The sequence below is a fragment of the Rothia sp. HMSC078H08 genome (genome assembly GCF_001808955.1).
In the GTDB taxonomy this organism is placed as follows: Bacteria; Actinomycetota; Actinomycetes; order Actinomycetales; family Micrococcaceae; genus Rothia.
In genome coordinates this window covers 1-15,788 of record NZ_KV795236.1, presented here as the reverse complement: position 1 = coordinate 15,788, position 15,788 = coordinate 1, and the positions used below count along the sequence as shown (strand labels likewise).

The following is a 15,788-nucleotide window of genomic DNA, read 5'->3' as shown; positions in this document are numbered from 1 at the left end:
TATTTAATGCGTCCAAGTTTCGGGGCGCAGTTCATCTGCGGGGCGGGACTTTTTAGTAGCTAGCTAGTGCTTAGCCCTGGCGAACCAGAGCCAAAACCTCGTCACGGACGCGCTCCATAGTCGCAACATCCGGTGCCTCAAGGTTCAGGCGCAGGAAAGGCTCAGTGTTCGAAGGACGCAGGTTGACCCACCAACCCTCTTCAGTGTTGGTGAAGGTGGTGCCGTCAGAGTCCTCAACAACCACGGGAGCGTTAGCGTAGTGTGCACGAACGCGGTCCACAGCGGCAGCCTTGTCTTCCAGCTCGGAGTTAATCTCACCGGAAGCAACGTACGGGGAGTACTTCGCGCTGATCTCGGAGAGGGGCTTGTCGCCGCCACCCAGAGCAGCCAGCACGTGCATTGCAGCGAGCATGCCGGTGTCTGCGTTGAAGAAGTCCTTGAAGTAGTAGTGAGCGGAGTGCTCGCCACCGAAAACGCCGTTCTCCTCAGCCATAACAGCCTTGATGAAGGAGTGGCCCACGCGGGTCTTCACTGCGCGGCCGCCCAGCTTCTCAACCAGCTCAGGAACAGCCTTCGAAGTAATCAGGTTGTAAATGATGACGGGCTCTTCATTGCCCTCAGCCTTCGCACGAGCAATCTCGCGCTCAGCAACCAGAGCGGTCACAGCCGAAGGAGTAACGGGCTCGCCCTTCTCGTCGATGACGAAGCAGCGGTCAGCGTCGCCGTCGAATGCCAGACCAATGTCGGCACCGTGCTCAACAACAGCCTTCTGCAGGTCAACCAGGTTAGCCGGCTCCAGCGGGTTAGCCGGGTGGTTCGGGAAGGTACCGTCCAGCTCGAAGTACAGGGGAACAATTTCCAGGGGCAGGCCCGGCAGGATGGTGTCGCCCAGAACAGCGGGAGTGGTCATACCACCCATGCCGTTACCAGCGTCAACAACAACCTTCAGGGGGCGGATGGAAGACAGATCAACCAGCTTGCGCAGGTACTCTGCGTAAGGCTTGAGGATGTCCTTCTCAGAAACGGTGCCGACCTTCTCCACCGAAGGAATCTCGCCCGCATCCAGGTACTTCTGAGCCAGATCGCGAATATCGAACAGACCGGACTCGGAAGACAGCGGAACAGCGCCAGCCTTAGCCATCTTCATGCCGTTGTACTCTGCGGGGTTGTGGCTAGCGGTGAAGGTAACACCGGCAGCGTTCTCAACGCCACATGCGAAGTACAGAACGTCAGTGGAGATCAGGCCGATCTTCTCAACATTTGCACCGCGAGCGGTTGCACCCTGGGCGAATGCATCCATGAATTCGGGGGAGGAGGGGCGCATGTCGCCACCGACCAGGATGGTCTGGCCCTCCAGGCCCAGAATGTCTACGAAAGCCGCGCCAGTGGCACGAACAGTCTCTGCGGTAATGGTCTCGCCGACGATGCCACGCACGTCGTACGCTTTGAATGAGTCATGTAGATTAATAGTAGTCACGCCTTTTATTTTAGCGGTAAAGAAGTGTAATTAGCCTCTATAATGGGCAGGTAAAACCTTATAAATTCTGCTGAATGTATGGGTTTTTTATCACGTCACTTGCTTCAAACAACTCACGTCGAGAGGTATTTTCCCCCATGGGTGAGATTTTTTCCCTAAAAAACCAGATTCAGAATTATGCGTGGGGCTCCCGCGAAATTCTCGGACGCATGCGTGGCGTGCCTGTCCCCACCGAACAGCCTGAGGCTGAGGTGTGGGTTGGCGCGCATCCGGCTGCACCTTCCCGTGCCACCGTTGACGGCACTGAATCCCCGCTCAACGAGCTGATTGTGGAGAACCCCTCCCGCTTCCTGCGTCCGGACCGTATCTCTGACTGGTTCCCCTTCCTCTTTAAGATTCTTGCGATTGATGCGCCGCTGTCCATTCAAGTGCACCCCACCCCCGAGCAGGCTATCGCTGGTTTCGAGGACGAGCAGGCACGCGGCATCGCGATTGACGCGCCGCACCGCAACTACAAGGACCGCTACTCCAAGCCCGAAACCGTCATCGCGTTGACCCAGATGCGCGTGCTCACCGGTGTGCGCACCTCCGAACAGCTGGCAGAACTGGCGAGGGCATTCAAGGCTGACTGGCTGGCAGAGCGCGTGGAGCTTACCCCCAAGCAGCTGTTGACCGAGATTATTCGCATGCCCGAAGACGCTGCCGCAACCGCTGTTGAACAGCTCATCGAGGTGGCAGCACAGCTGACCGGCTCCGAAAACGCGCTCATTGCTGACGCCGCTGAGCTCGTACAGATTGTTGCCGGCAAGTACCCCGGCGACCGCGGCCTGCTCGTCGCATTCGTCATGAACCTGGTGCACCTGGCACCCGGCGAATCCGCATTCACCCCCGACGGCCAGGTGCACGCCTACGTCTCCGGTACCGCCATTGAGCTGATGAACCCCTCCGATAACGTGATGCGCGCGGGTCTGACCGCAAAGCACATCGACACCGAAGAGCTCATCAAGGTTCTCGGCGAAAGCCAGGACGCCCCCGTGATTCAGCGACCCACCCCCGATAACGCACCCGTGGGCACCTATGCCATGTGGGATGAGCGCATGAGCGTAACCCGCATCCGCGTTGAAGAGGGCAAGCCGCAGGAATACACCTTTGAGGGTATTAGTGCCGCACTGAGCGTATCCGGTGAAATCACCATTCACGCGGCAGACGGCAACGGCACCGAAGAGTTCGTGCTGGGCGCCACCGAGTCGGTACTGCACGTGGGTGAGCCCTCCGAGGCAACCTTGAGCGGTAATGGCGAGCTGTACATTGCTTCTTATGTTTAGGAAATAATCCTCGATAACTAAAACTTCTAGACAGTTATAATCTAGCCAGATATAAGGAGTGTCGAAAGATACATCAAGACTGGCACATAATAAAGAATCCACGTTCTTCCCTGTATTTATTCAGACCGGGAAGGCGTGGATTTTTTATGCCCCGAATATGGGATGCAGGGGATATTTTTGTGTCTACCTTACACAGTGTGTTCTGGGTAACCTATAATTACTCTTATAAATATGCGTATACCTGTGCCTTTATGCACCTCTTCATTGGGTACGCAGCCCCAAACCACTAGGAGAACACCGTGAAGATTATCCTCACTGTCACAGGCATCGACCACGAAGGCATCATCGCCGCCGTGACCGCAACCCTCGCCGAGCGCAAGGTCAACGTCCTTGACGTCTCCCAGACCATCATGGGCGAATACTTCACCATGATCATGCACTGCTCCTTCGACGAAGAGCAGCAGAACCTCATCGACCTGCAGGAAGCCATGATTGGTGTTGAGCACGAACAGAAGGTCCAGATTCGCATTCAGGCAGAATCCATCTTCAAGGCAATGCACTCCATCTAAGGCTCCACTTATGCGCAACACCAACATTCTAGAAACCATTCGAATGATCGAGGAGCAGAAGCTCGACATTCGCACCGTCACCATGGGCATCTCCCTGCTCGACTGCGCCGACTCCGACGGTGAAGTAGCCCGCCGCAAAATCTACGACAAGATCACCAGCCGCGCCGCAAACCTCGTCAGCGTCTGCGAAGGTATCGAAGCTGAGCTCGGCATCCCAATCGTCAACAAGCGCATCGCCGTCACCCCTATCGCGCTGGTGGCAGGCGCCTCCAACGATGAGGACTATGTAGAGTTCGCTCGCACCCTCGACGCGGCAGCTAAGGCAGTCGGCGTGAACTTCGTCGGCGGCTTCAGTGCCCTCGTCGATAAGGGCATGACCCCCGCTGACGAAAAGCTGATTCGTTCCATCCCTCGAGCGCTCGCAGAGACCGACGTGGTCTGCTCCTCCGTAGACATCGGATCCTCCCGCGCCGGCATTAACATGAGCGCCGTCAAGCTCATGGGTGAAACCATCCGCGCCACCGCAGACCTGACCGCGGACGCACACGGCTTCGGCTGCGCCAAGCTCGTCGTCTTCGCGAACGCCGTCAGCGACAACCCCTTCATGGCGGGCGCATTCCACGGCGTACAGGAGGCAGACACCACCATCTCCGTAGGTGTCTCTGGCCCCGGCGTGGTACACCGCGCCCTGCTGAAGGTCCGCGGCGAATCCTTTGACACCTGCGCCGAAGAAATCAAGAAGGCAGCCTTCAAGATTACCCGCGTCGGTCAGCTGGTCGGTACCCTCGCCGCTGAACGCCTTGGCGTGCAGTTCAACATTATCGACCTCTCTCTGGCACCCACCGCAGAGATTGGCGACTCGGTCGCACACATCCTCGAAGAGATGGGTCTGGAAACCGTCGGTACCCACGGCACTGTTGCGGCCCTCGCGTTGCTCAACGACGCGGTGAAGAAGGGCGGCCTCATGGCGTGCTCGAACGTCGGTGGCCTCTCCGGGTCCTTCATCCCGATCTCTGAGGACATCGGCATGATTGAATCCGCAGCCGCCGGACACATCAGCCTCGATAAGCTTGAAGCGATGACCGCCATCTGCTCGGTGGGCCTGGACATGGTCGCGGTTCCCGGCGATACCCCCGCCGCCACCCTCGCAGCAATGATTGCCGACGAAGCAGCAATCGGCGTGATGAACCACAAGACCACCGCGGTCCGCGTCATCCCGGCGGTTGGTCTGGGCGTAGGCGACATGGTTGAGTTCGGCGGCCTGCTCGGTCGCGCACCCGTCATGCCCACCCACACCCCCAGCGCGGAGGCGTTCATCGCCCGCTGTGGTCGTATTCCGTCGCCGGTTCACGGTTTCCGCAACTAAGTTTGATTCCGCAACTAAGCCCTAGGCGCGCTGAGAACCAACAGAAAAAAGGGGAGGCACCGAAGATCATCTCTTCGGCGCCTCCCCTTTTTCGCTGTATGAGCTACCAAGAAGCTACTGATACACGAAGCGGCTCATCAATGCCTCAAGCGCCAAACGCGCATTCGCGTTCGTCCGCAGACGACGCAGAGTCAGCTCGACCGCCTGCACATCCTCCAGCAGCTGCTGGGCGGAACGGCGGGTGCAGAACGCCTCCAGGAGCTCACGCAAATGCTCATTGACCAGCGGAGCCTGAGCCGACAGTGCCACCGTCAACGCATCACGCAGAACCGTCTGAACCTGCGCCACGGAACGCAACAGCGTATCGGAGGAAACGCGCTTAGCGCGGCGCTTCTGCTGCTCCTCCAGGCGGCGAACCTGCGCTCGCAAGGACGGAGAAACACGCTCACCCTCGCGAATACCCAGCAGAGCCAGAAGTTCCTGGCGCTCCTGCTCATCTTTGAGAGCGGAGACAGCCTGTGCGTCCTGGTCGGCAAGGTCGGTGAGCTTCTCAGCTGCATTGAAAGCCGAAGAAATAGAACGAACATTCAGAATCAGGGAGGTAATCAACTCCCGACGAGCCATCGCCTGCTCATCGGTCGCCAGACGGTACCCCTCCTGTGCATCCCCCAGAGCCAGACGCGCCGCGCGCTGCGCCAAAGGATCCACCACACCGTGCGCCAGTAGGTACTCGTGCACCTGCGCATCGGTGGGAACCGGCAACTGCACCGGACGGCACCGCGAACGAATCGTCACCAGCACATCGGTGGGGGAGGGCGCCGTCAACAACCAAATCGTATGCGGCGGCGGCTCCTCAATCGCCTTCAGCAGCACATTGGAGGTACGCTCCGGCATACGCTCGGTGTCCTCCACCAGAATCACGCGCCAGCGACCCACGGTCGGGCGGTCCTGAGCCTTCATGACCAGCTCGCGTGCCTCATCAATACTGATGTGCGTCGCCTCGGTACTAAAGTGCGTAAAATCTGCGTGCGAACCGTTCATGACGGTCACGCAGCCCTTGCACTGGCCGCATCCGCGGTCCTGCGGGTCGGGCTGCTCGCACAGCAGTGCGGCAGCGAAAATTTTTGCCGCCTCACGGTGCGGCGCACCGGTCGCGCCCGTGAAAAGCCAAGCGTGCGTGGGGCGGTCGGCGGCAGCGTCCGTGCGTAGCTGCTGGAGCTTATCGGCGGGAATTAGCAGGGTATCCCAGAGGCTCATGAGTCCTCCTTGCCGGTGCGGACCAGCTTGCGGGCGGCAAGCAGAGGCTCAATCACCTCGAGCACGCGCGCGTGCACCTGCTCAATCGTGCCCACACCATCAATGATGCGGTGCGAGCCGTTAGCGTCCTCGCGGGCGATTTGCTCGAACGCACCGTGAATGCGGGCCTTGAACGCGGCGCCTTCAGCCTCAATACGGTCGACGGTGCCGCGCTGATCCATGCGCTCCTGCTCGGCGCTCAACGGCACACTCAGCAGTAGGGTCGCGTCGGGCACCAGATTGGCGGTAGCCCAGCGGCTCAAATCGACGATGGTTTCAACACCCAGGTCACGGCCTACGCCCTGGTACGCGGCAGAAGAATCAATATAGCGGTCGCTCAGCACGATGGCGCCCTCAGCGAGCGCCGGACGAATCAACTGGGAGGCGTGAGCCGCGCGGGATGCCGCGAAAATCAGCGCCTCGGTGCGGTCGTCAATGGTACCCTGACCCGCTTCAAGGACGAGGGCACGCAGCTTTTCGCCAATCTCGGTGCCGCCGGGTTCGCGGGTGGTGATGACACGGTATCCGCGGTCGCGTAGTGCTTCATCCAGCAGAGCGAGCTGGGTGGTTTTGCCGGCGCCGTCGCCTCCTTCGACCACGATAAAAAGCCCGCGGCGACCGGTCGGGTCGGCGGGAAGATTCTGCGCATCGGGGGTGTAGCTGAGAGTATCCATCACTTCTTAAGGGTACCGGGTCTGCCCAAATCCTCGGTGTGGCTTTGGTGACGGTTCTGAACAACGCTGAGTGTGCCTGTAGGTAAAAAACATGTAAATCCTGTCCTCTGTTACCGGCGTGGGCGTGCGTTCTGGGCGTGGGTGTGCCAGGCTTAAAAGCATGACTGCAGATAACCACGACATGAATTACTCCGCTGAGACCTTCGTCGTCTCCGGCGGCCGCCCGGCACACGAGCATGACGCGCCGGTGAACCCCCCGATTGTTCTTTCTTCCACCTACCGCGGTGTGGACGCCGTCAATATTGAGCAGGACCGCGTGTACGCCCGCTTCTCGAACCCCACCTGGGAGGGTATGGAAGAGGTTGTGGCGAAGCTGGAGAACGCTACCCAGCCGGGTCTGCTGTTCCCCTCTGGTATGGCTGCTGTCGCTGCTGTCATCGACCTGGTGCCGGTTGGTTCCATTGTTCTGATTCCGAAGCACGCATACATGGCGTCGGTGACCCTGTGCAAGGATTTGGAGCGCCGCGGCATCATTGAGCTTGTTCGCGTGGACATTGAAGACACCGAGAGCGTTATCGCCGCTATGGAGGATGCCGCATCCCGCACCGGCGTGACCCCGGAGAACGTGAACTACTCGGCACCGAAGGTCCTGGCGTGGCTGGAAAGCCCCACGAACCCGATGCTTGAGGTCGCTGACCTGCCTGCCCTGCTTTCTGCTGCTCGCCGCCTGGGCATTGTGACCGCGGTGGATAATACCTTCGCAACCCCGATTCTGCAGCGTCCCCTGGATTTGGGTGCTGACGTGGTGGTTCACTCCGCTACGAAGTTCCTGGCGGGCCACTCCGATGTGCTGCTGGGTATGGCTCTGACCTCGAACGAGGATCTGTACAAGGCGATGCGTCACCACCGCATCACCAACGGCGCAATCCCCGGTCCGGTGGAGGCGTGGCTTGGTTTGCGCGGTCTGCGCACTCTGGCACTGCGTGTGGAGCGTGCTGTGCAGAACGCACAGGTGCTGGCGGAGCGTCTGAGCGAGCACCCCTTCGTGACTGAGGTGCGTTACCCGGGTCTGGAGAGCGACCGCGGTCATGAGGTTGCGAAGAAGCAGATGGACGGTTTCGGTGCGATTTTGTGCGTCACCCTGGATACGGACGCTACGGGTGCCCGTAACGTCGTGGAGGCGTTGAAGCTGTGGACCCCGGCAACCTCTCTGGGCGGCGTGGAGTCTCTCGTGGAGCGTCGTCGTCGCCACGGTAACGAGCCGGATTCAATTCCGGAGTCTTTGCTGCGCCTGTCGGTGGGTATTGAGAACGTGGATGACCTTTACAATGACTTGGTTGAGGCCTTTAAGGTCGTCCGCTAAGCGCTTTGCTAGGGTTGTCTAGAGAAGCTGCTGATTCTAAGGAATACTATGTCTCCTATTCTGCTGGTCTGGTATGTGACCACTTTTGTTGATACGCTGCTGGCTATCGCTGGTGCTGCGGTTGGTGTGCTGGCTTTTGTGCGTGCGTGGATGTCTCCGGCGAACGCGTACGATTTTGCCGGTAAGCGCCCGAAGAACACGTGGCTGGCTTTGACCGGTGGTTCTGCTGCGGTGTCGCTGTTTAGTGTTTTTGCTGCGGTGACTGGCGGCGGTAATACTGTGCTGATTCTTCAGCTGGTTGCTGCTGTGATTAGCTGCGTGTTCCTGGCTGGTGTGTGGCCTTCGGTGGGCCGCCGCCGTTTCTAGCGTTAGCTTTTGCGCTCGCTTTGTGCGATAGATGGTGAAGCCTCGTGCGCTGTCTGACGGGTTTGTCCCGGTCGGATGGTGTGCGAGGCTTTTCCCTTTTTTGGCGGGGTTTTTGAGCCTTTCGTTCTGGTAGAAAAGACCCTTATAAATTTTTGGGAGAATGAATATTTTCTAGGCTCTAAGGCATGACAAACCGGCGGGTAAATGAAAAAATAGAGGTATGACTTACAAACTAGTACTCCTGCGCCACGGCCAGTCCGAGTGGAACGAGAAGAACCTGTTCACCGGCTGGGTGGACGTTAACCTGACCGATAAGGGCCGCGCTGAGGCTAAGCGCGGCGGCGAGTTGCTGGCAGAGCGCAACATCCTCCCCGATGTTGTTCACACCTCCCTGCAGCGTCGCGCAATCAACACCGCAAACCTTGCACTGGATGCAGCAGACCGTCTGTGGATTCCCGTCAAGCGCACCTGGCGCCTGAACGAGCGTCACTACGGTGCTCTGCAGGGTAAGAACAAGTCCGAAATCCGCGAGGAATACGGCGACGAGAAGTTCATGACTTGGCGTCGTTCCTACGACGTTCCGCCGCCCCCGCTGGATGACAACGACCCCTACTCGCAGGCACACGACCCCCGCTACGCGGATGTTGAGAACGCTCCTCGCACCGAGTGCCTGAAGGACGTTCTGGGCCGTATGCTTCCCTACTGGGAGTCGGACATCAAGCCCGACCTCGCAGCAGGCAAGACCGTTCTGGTGGCTGCACACGGTAACTCCCTGCGTTCGCTGGTCAAGCACCTCGAGGGTATTTCCGATGAGGACATTGCTGGCCTGAACATCCCCACCGGTATTCCGCTGTACTACGAGCTGGATGAGAACTTCAAGCCCGTCAAGGCTGGCGAGTACCTGGACCCCGAGGCTGCTAAGGACGCTATTGCTGCCGTAGCAAACCAGGGCAAGTAATACCTCCGGCAGGGTTTCACCCCTGTCATTGTGATGAGCCGTCCACCGTTGAGGTGGGCGGCTCATTGCGTTCTCTGCAGGGTTTCTGCACGGGGAGCCTGTCTGAGAAGAGGGGCGTTCGCCCAAGTGCTGGGTATCGGCCACATTTATACTTATGGGGTACCCGAATGGAAGGGAAGTACATGGATGCCGGTCTGATCGCCTTTATCGCGGGCATGATAGGTCTGCTGGTGGGCGTCCTGAGCATGAACGCGGTGGCGCGTAGTGAGCGGGAGCAGGAGCGTAGCTTGGTGTCGGCGCCGGCGTTGCGTGATGGTGCTGCCCAGGTGCTTGCTGTGATTGGCCGCGCTTACCTGGTGATTGATGAGGTGGGCGGCGTGGTTCAGGCTTCTCCGGGTGCTTATGCGATGGGTCTGGTGCGTGGCCATACGGTGGCGTCTGATGAGCTGGCGGATATGATTCGCACGGTGCGTCATCGCGGTATTTTTGCGGAGCGTACTTTTGAAATTGACCGCGGTGAGGGTGAGGCGCTGGTGCTGGACGTTCGCGTGGCTTCTTTGGGCGACGAGTACATTCTGGTGCTTGCGGATGACCGTACTGAAATTTCTCGTGTGCAGCGTATGCGTAATGATTTTGTGGCGAATGTGTCGCATGAGTTGAAGACTCCGGTGGGTGCGGTGAGTCTATTGGCTGAGGCTATTGAGCAGGCGAGTGATGACCCGGAGGCGATTGAGTATTTTGTGGGGCGTCTTCATAAGGAGACGCGCCGCCTGTCTGCGCTGGTGCGTGACATTATTGAGCTTTCGCGTCTGCAGTCGACCGATGTGATTGCGCGTGGTGGTCCGGTGTCGGTGCCTTCTTTGGTGGCTGATGCGGTGGATCGTTCGCATATTGTGGCGGAGGAGAAGGACATTCAGATTTCTACCCGCATCGAGGAGGTCCCCGAGGTGTACGGTGACGCCGAGCTGCTCGGTATTGCTGTGCAGAACCTGGTGGAGAACGCGGTGCGTTATTCGCCGGAGCATACGAAGGTGGATATTTGGGTGCACCGTGTGGCTGATCAGCTGCTGGTTGAGGTTGCTGATCAGGGCGTGGGTATTCCGGAGGACGAGCAGAAGCGTATTTTTGAGCGTTTTTACCGGGTTGATCCGGCTCGTTCGCGTCAGACGGGCGGCACTGGTTTGGGCTTGAGCATTGTGAAGCATGTGATGACTCAGCACGGTGGTAGCGTGACGGTTCGGTCGATGCCGCAGGAAGGCTCGACGTTTACGTTGGCGTTGCCGCTGAACGAGCCTCCGGCCGCAGTGTAGTGTTAGCGGTATAGGTTTTATGGAATCGAAGGAAGTTATTGATGTCTAAAATTCTGATTGTTGAGGACGAAGAGGCCCTCTCGGATCCCCTTGCGTTTTTGCTGGGTCGTGAGGGTTTCCAGACGATTGTTGTGGACAACGGTCTGGATGCTCTGCCGGTGTTCGACCGCGAGGGCGCGGATTTGGTGCTGCTGGATGTGATGCTTCCGGGCATGTCCGGTATGGAGGTGTGCCGTAAGCTGCGTGAGGTGTCTTCGGTCCCGATTATCATGCTGACCGCTAAGGATTCTGAGCTGGATAAGGTGCTCGGTCTGGAGCTGGGCGCTGATGACTATGTGACGAAGCCGTATTCAGCGCGTGAGCTGATTGCTCGTATCCGCGCGGTGTTGCGTCGTCGTTCGGCGGAAACTGATTCTGCTACTGAGTCGGTGCTGCAGGGCGGCCCGGTGCGCATGGACATTGACCGCCATGTGGTGACGGTTAATGGTGAAGAGATTTCTATGCCGCTGAAGGAGTTTGAGCTCCTGGAGATTCTGCTGCGCAATGTGGGTCGTGTGATGACTCGTGGCCAGCTGATTGAGCGCGTGTGGGGCGCCGACTATGTGGGCGATACGAAGACCCTGGACGTGCATATTAAGCGTCTGCGTTCGAAGATTGAGCCGGATTCTTCTGCCCCGCAGTATGTGGTGACGGTTCGCGGCTTGGGCTATAAGTTCGAGGCGTAGATGGGCTTGAGACTGATGAGTTCTGCTTCTGCGGCGAATACTGCTGTGATTGTTTTGGCGGCTGGTTCGGGTACTCGCCTGGGTGAGCCGATCCCGAAGGCCGCTGTGCGTGTGCATGGTCGTACCCTGCTGGATTATGCGTTGGAGGGTGCGCTCGCTTCGGGTGTTGCTGAGCATGTGGTGGTGACTGTTCCTGCTGATTGTTCGGCGAGTTGCCCGGAGCTTTTGGAGGATGCCCGCCGTGCCGGTGCGTTGATTACTGCCGGTGGTGATACGCGTACTGCTTCGGTGGTTGCGGCGTTGGATGCTTTGAAGGATGCGCAGGTTCCGGTGGATTATGTGCTGATTCATGATTGCGCTCGTGCTTTTACTCCGCCGCAGGTGTATCACCGCGTGCTTGAGGGTTTGGGTTCTGCGAGCCCGCAGGGTGTTGTGCGTGCGGTGATTCCTGTGTTGCCGGTGGTGGATACGGTGAAGACTGTGGATTCTGCTGGTTTGGTGACGGGTACTCCTTCGCGTGCGCAGATGCGTGCGGTGCAGACTCCTCAGGGTTTTGAGGTGGCTGCCCTGTTGGCGGCACATGAGCGTAGCCGTTCCCTGCCTGCTGAGGAGGCTGAGCTGTTGACTGATGATGCGATGGCGATGGAGGCGGCGGGTGAGCCGGTGTTGACGGTTGCCGGTGATGCGGATGCGTTTAAGGTGACGACTCCGATGGATTTGCGGGTTGCTCGCGCGCTGTTTGGTGATTCTGCTGCCTAAGCTTGCCGCCTAACGCCTCTTTTGCGGAGGCACTGCTGCTGAGAAGATGTTTGATCGATTGAAGGGTCCTGTGATGACTGTTATTCCTCGTGTTGGTACCGGTGTTGATGTCCACGCTTTTGGCGAAGAGGGCACTCCTCTGTATATTGCTGGTCTGCATTGGCCGGGTGAGCGTGGTTTGAGTGGCCATTCTGATGGTGATGTGGTGGCTCATGCTGCTGCGGACGCTCTTTTTGCCGCCTCCGGCACGGGGGATTTGGGCTCTAATTTCGGTGTGGACCGCCCGGATATGAAGGGCGCTTCTGGTGTTCGTATTCTTTCTGAGGCTGCGGCGATTGTGCGTGCTGCTGGTTTTGAGATTGGTAATGTGAGCGTTCAGCTGGTGGGTAACCGCCCGAAGTTCTCTCCGCGCCGTGATGAGGCGAACCGTGTGCTGAGCGAGGCGGCGGGTGCTCCGGTGACGGTGATTGCGACGACTACTGATGGTTTGGGTTTGACGGGCCGCGGTGAGGGTGTGGCTGCTATTGCGACGGCGCTGGTGTATCCGCGTTCGTAGGTGTTTGGTTGCTTCGAGCCATTCTGTAACCTATCGCTGATTTACCGCCCCGGCGTTTGAACCGACCCCGTAGAATGAGAGTGTGACTATGCGTTTTTATGATTCAGCTTCCGCGACTATTCGTGAGTTTGAGCCCGTCGTGCCCGGTGAGGCGCGTATCTATTATTGTGGTGCTACGGTGCAGGGTGAACCGCATCTGGGCCACATCCGTTCGGCGTTGGTTTTTGACCAGTTGAGCCGTTGGATGCGTTACCGCGGTTTGAAGGTGACGACGGTCCGCAATGTTACTGATATTGACGACAAGATTTTGGCGAAGTCTGCTGAATCTATGGAGCCCGGTTTTGAGGGTGAATTCCCGAATGAGCAGTGGTGGGCGCTCGCGTACCGTTTTGAGAAGGTTTTTGCTCAGGCGTATGCGGCGCTGGGTATTGATCCGCCGACCTATGAGCCGCGTGCGACCGGTCATATTCCGGAGATGTTTGCTCTGATTCAGCGTCTGATTGATCGTGGCCACGCGTATCCTGCGCTGGATGATTCTGGTGATGTGTATTTTGATGTGCGTTCGTGGGATAAGTATGGTGCGCTGACGAATCAGAGCGTTGAGGATATGCAGGATTCTGCGGATGCTGATCCGCGCGGTAAGCGTGACCCCCGCGATTTTGCCCTGTGGAAGGGTTATAAGGAGGGTGAGCCGCTGACTGCTTCGTGGGAGTCTCCGTGGGGTCGCGGCCGTCCGGGCTGGCATCTGGAGTGCTCGGCGATGGCTGGTAAGTATTTGGGTTCGCGTTTCGATATTCACGGTGGCGGTTTGGATTTGCGTTTCCCGCACCATGAGAATGAGCTGGCGCAGTCGACTGCTGCTGGTGATGATTTCGCGAACTTCTGGATGCATAACGGCATGGTCACCTATGAGGGTGAGAAGATGTCGAAGTCTATCGGTAATACGATTTCGCCGGCGCAGATGCTGCAGATGGCTCGTCCGCTGGTGGTTCGCTATTACCTGGGTAGTGCGCATTACCGTTCGATTCTTGATTACCGTCCGTCGTCTCTGCAGGAGGCGGCAACCGCTATTGAGCGTGTTGAGGCGTTCCTTGCTGCAACTCAGGATGTGCTGAAGCCGGGTCGTGAGGTTCCGGAGGCTTTTGCTGAGGCTATGGATGATGACGTGAATATTCCACGTGCTTTGGCGGTTCTGCATGAGCAGACTCGTGCGGGTAATGCTGCGCTTGCTGCTGGTGAGGATGCTTCGGAGGCGGCTAACGCTGTGATGGCTATGGCTGAGGTTCTGGGCCTGGCGCAGCTGATGAGTTTTAATGCTGAGGGTACTTCGGGTGCTGAGCATGAGGCTCTGGATGCGCTGATTCAGGCTGTGTTGGCGGAGCGTGCTGATGCTCGTGCTCAGAAGGATTGGGCGAAGGCTGATGCGATGCGTGATCTGTTGGCGTCTGCTGGTGTGCAGGTGAAGGACGGCGCGAATGGTTCGAGCTGGAGCGTTGGCTAGAGGGTGATGTGCCCCGCGTTTGTGCGTAAGGCTTAGGTCGCGCGGGTTTCTCTCGCGTAGACTCGTATTCATTACTTTGACGAAGGAAGAGAAGAATGGCTAAGGCAGGTTCGCGCCCGGGCGCTACCAGCAAGAAGAAGGGTGCTACTAAGGGCACTGGTGGTCACGGTCGTAAGGCGCTTGAGGGTAAGGGCCCTACTCCGAAGGCTGAGGACCGCGTTTATCACAAGGCGTATAAGATGAAGCGCGCGGCGGAGCGTCGTGCTGCTACCGGTACGAACCGTAAGTTCCAGACTCGTCTGGGCGGTAAGCGTGCTAGCGATGAGCTGGTGACTGGTCGTAATGCGGTGCTTGAGGCTCTGCGTACTGAGATTCCCTCGAAGCACTTGTACATTATGAGCCGTGTTGAGGTTGATGACCGCGTTCGCGAGATCATGACTATTGCGAATAAGCGCAATATTCCGATGCTGGAGATTCCGCGTAGCGAGCTGGATCGTTTGACTGATGGTTCTGTGCATCAGGGTGTTGCGATGCAGATTCCTCCGTACAAATACCCGGACGCTACTGACCTGGTGCTGGATACTATGGAGCGTTGGCACTCGGGTAAGCTGTCGACTCCGCCGCTGTTTGTTGCTTTGGACGGTATTACTGATCCGCGTAACTTGGGTGCGATTATTCGTAGCGTGTCCGCGTTTAGCGGTGATGGCGTGATTATTCCTGAGCGTCGTTCGGCTGCTGTGACTGCTGGTGCGTGGAAGACTAGTGCTGGTGCGGCTGCTCGTATTCCTGTTGCGATGGCGACTAATCTGACTCGCGTGATTCAGCAGGCTAAGGAGCAGGGTATTTTCGTGATTGGTCTGGATGGCGGCGGCGATATTGAGTTGCCGGCTCTGGAGCTTGCGAATGAGCCGCTGTGCGTGGTGGTTGGTTCTGAGGGTAAGGGTCTGTCCCGCCTGGTGACTGAGAACTGCGATCAGATTGTGTCGATTCCGATTGATTCTGCGATGGAGTCTTTGAACGCGGCGATGGCTGTGGGTATTACTCTGTACGATGTTTCTCGTCGTCGCGCTTCCGCGAACTAAAGTTTTGAAGCTAGCGAGCTACAGCCTGTAGCTCTGTAGTTTGAATAAGGAGGGCGCCCCCGTGAGGGGTGCCCTCCTTTTCTGTGCTCTTCTGCGCTCTCCCCATATGTAGGTGCTCATATATAGGGAGGTGCAGAACGGGGGAGTGCAGCGGTACAGAAATACGGCGGTATGAAATACAGAGATGGGGGAGGGGCGGAGCCCCTCTTCCCATCTTTTCTTCCCGTCTTCTCTTCCTATCTTCTTGATGCTGAGGGGCTCTTCTGCCCTTCTATATGGGCTCTATAGGGAGCTTCTGCAGGTTTTCGAGGTCTTTTGAAGGTTTTTAAACTTTTTTTGAAGAACTTTCGGGAGGCTTATCCTGCGTTGACTAGGGGTTTTGCTGTTCTGTTTAGGTCAGGATGAACCTAAACCCCCGTATTTGTGCTCTACTTCACCCATTTTCGGGTTGCAGGGGTGTT

Annotated in this window: 15 protein-coding genes; 12 read left to right on the top strand and 3 right to left on the bottom strand. The window is 58.1% G+C overall.

The window, feature by feature from the left end; all coding sequences use genetic code 11:
- Positions 1 to 70: 70 nt before the first annotated feature.
- Positions 71 to 1,477 (bottom strand): phosphomannomutase/phosphoglucomutase, encoded by a 1,407-nt coding sequence (locus tag HMPREF2528_RS01095; RefSeq protein WP_070505923.1) that lies wholly within the window; start codon positions 1,475 to 1,477, stop codon positions 71 to 73.
- A gap of 137 nt (positions 1,478 to 1,614) precedes the next feature.
- Here HMPREF2528_RS01095 and manA point away from each other — a divergent pair, with 137 nt between their 5' ends.
- The 3 genes from manA to HMPREF2528_RS01080 all read left to right on the top strand — a co-directional run bounded on the left by manA (position 1,615) and on the right by HMPREF2528_RS01080 (position 4,737).
- Entirely contained in the window at positions 1,615 to 2,802 is a 1,188-nt protein-coding gene (gene manA / locus HMPREF2528_RS01090) for a mannose-6-phosphate isomerase, class I (RefSeq protein ID WP_070505925.1), read from the top strand.
- 299 nt (positions 2,803 to 3,101) lie between these two features.
- The gene (locus HMPREF2528_RS01085) at positions 3,102 to 3,371 is read left to right on the top strand and encodes an ACT domain-containing protein (RefSeq protein WP_070505928.1); all 270 of its coding nucleotides are present in this window, start codon (positions 3,102 to 3,104) and stop codon (positions 3,369 to 3,371) included.
- A 10-nt stretch (positions 3,372 to 3,381) separates the two neighbouring features.
- A complete protein-coding gene (locus HMPREF2528_RS01080; protein WP_070505930.1) occupies positions 3,382 to 4,737 on the top strand; it encodes a PFL family protein in 1,356 nt (451 codons plus the stop codon).
- A 114-nt stretch (positions 4,738 to 4,851) separates the two neighbouring features.
- On the opposite strand, the gene HMPREF2528_RS01075 is transcribed toward HMPREF2528_RS01080, so the two are convergent.
- Together HMPREF2528_RS01075 and tmk are read right to left on the bottom strand one after the other, a co-directional pair.
- Entirely contained in the window at positions 4,852 to 5,994 is a 1,143-nt protein-coding gene (locus tag HMPREF2528_RS01075; RefSeq protein WP_070505932.1) for a DNA polymerase III subunit delta', read from the bottom strand.
- Positions 5,991 to 6,707, bottom strand: coding sequence for a dTMP kinase (tmk, locus tag HMPREF2528_RS01070; protein ID WP_083294444.1), 717 nt, complete (start codon positions 6,705 to 6,707; stop codon positions 5,991 to 5,993). The genes HMPREF2528_RS01075 and tmk overlap by 4 nt, the downstream gene beginning before the upstream one ends.
- Positions 6,708 to 6,867: 160 nt before the next feature.
- On the opposite strand from tmk, the gene HMPREF2528_RS01065 reads away from it, so the two are divergent.
- From HMPREF2528_RS01065 to rlmB, 9 genes are all read left to right on the top strand, one after another.
- A complete protein-coding gene (locus tag HMPREF2528_RS01065; protein ID WP_070505934.1) occupies positions 6,868 to 8,070 on the top strand; it encodes a trans-sulfuration enzyme family protein in 1,203 nt (400 codons plus the stop codon).
- A 48-nt stretch (positions 8,071 to 8,118) separates the two neighbouring features.
- The gene (locus HMPREF2528_RS01060) at positions 8,119 to 8,436 is read left to right on the top strand and encodes a DUF2516 family protein (RefSeq protein ID WP_005507153.1); all 318 of its coding nucleotides are present in this window, start codon (positions 8,119 to 8,121) and stop codon (positions 8,434 to 8,436) included.
- Positions 8,437 to 8,656: 220 nt separating this feature from the next.
- Positions 8,657 to 9,394, top strand: a complete 738-nt coding sequence (locus HMPREF2528_RS01055) for a phosphoglyceromutase (protein ID WP_049338203.1) — start codon at positions 8,657 to 8,659, stop codon at positions 9,392 to 9,394.
- Between the two features lie 167 nt (positions 9,395 to 9,561).
- Positions 9,562 to 10,704: a sensor histidine kinase gene (locus tag HMPREF2528_RS01050; protein ID WP_012904157.1), complete on the top strand. Its 1,143-nt coding sequence runs from the start codon at positions 9,562 to 9,564 to the stop codon at positions 10,702 to 10,704.
- Between the two features lie 41 nt (positions 10,705 to 10,745).
- Complete coding sequence (locus tag HMPREF2528_RS01045; protein WP_005507150.1) at positions 10,746 to 11,429, top strand: response regulator transcription factor; 684 nt, start codon at positions 10,746 to 10,748, stop codon at positions 11,427 to 11,429.
- Positions 11,430 to 11,444: 15 nt separating this feature from the next.
- Positions 11,445 to 12,188, top strand: coding sequence for a 2-C-methyl-D-erythritol 4-phosphate cytidylyltransferase (gene ispD / locus HMPREF2528_RS01040; protein WP_049358236.1), 744 nt, complete (start codon positions 11,445 to 11,447; stop codon positions 12,186 to 12,188).
- A 73-nt stretch (positions 12,189 to 12,261) separates the two neighbouring features.
- Entirely contained in the window at positions 12,262 to 12,744 is a 483-nt protein-coding gene (gene ispF / locus HMPREF2528_RS01035; protein WP_005509302.1) for a 2-C-methyl-D-erythritol 2,4-cyclodiphosphate synthase, read from the top strand.
- A gap of 82 nt (positions 12,745 to 12,826) precedes the next feature.
- Positions 12,827 to 14,245, top strand: a complete 1,419-nt coding sequence (gene cysS, locus HMPREF2528_RS01030) for a cysteine--tRNA ligase (protein ID WP_049358237.1) — start codon at positions 12,827 to 12,829, stop codon at positions 14,243 to 14,245.
- Between the two features lie 95 nt (positions 14,246 to 14,340).
- A complete protein-coding gene (gene rlmB / locus HMPREF2528_RS01025) occupies positions 14,341 to 15,327 on the top strand; it encodes a 23S rRNA (guanosine(2251)-2'-O)-methyltransferase RlmB (protein WP_005507146.1) in 987 nt (328 codons plus the stop codon).
- Positions 15,328 to 15,788: the final 461 nt, after the last annotated feature.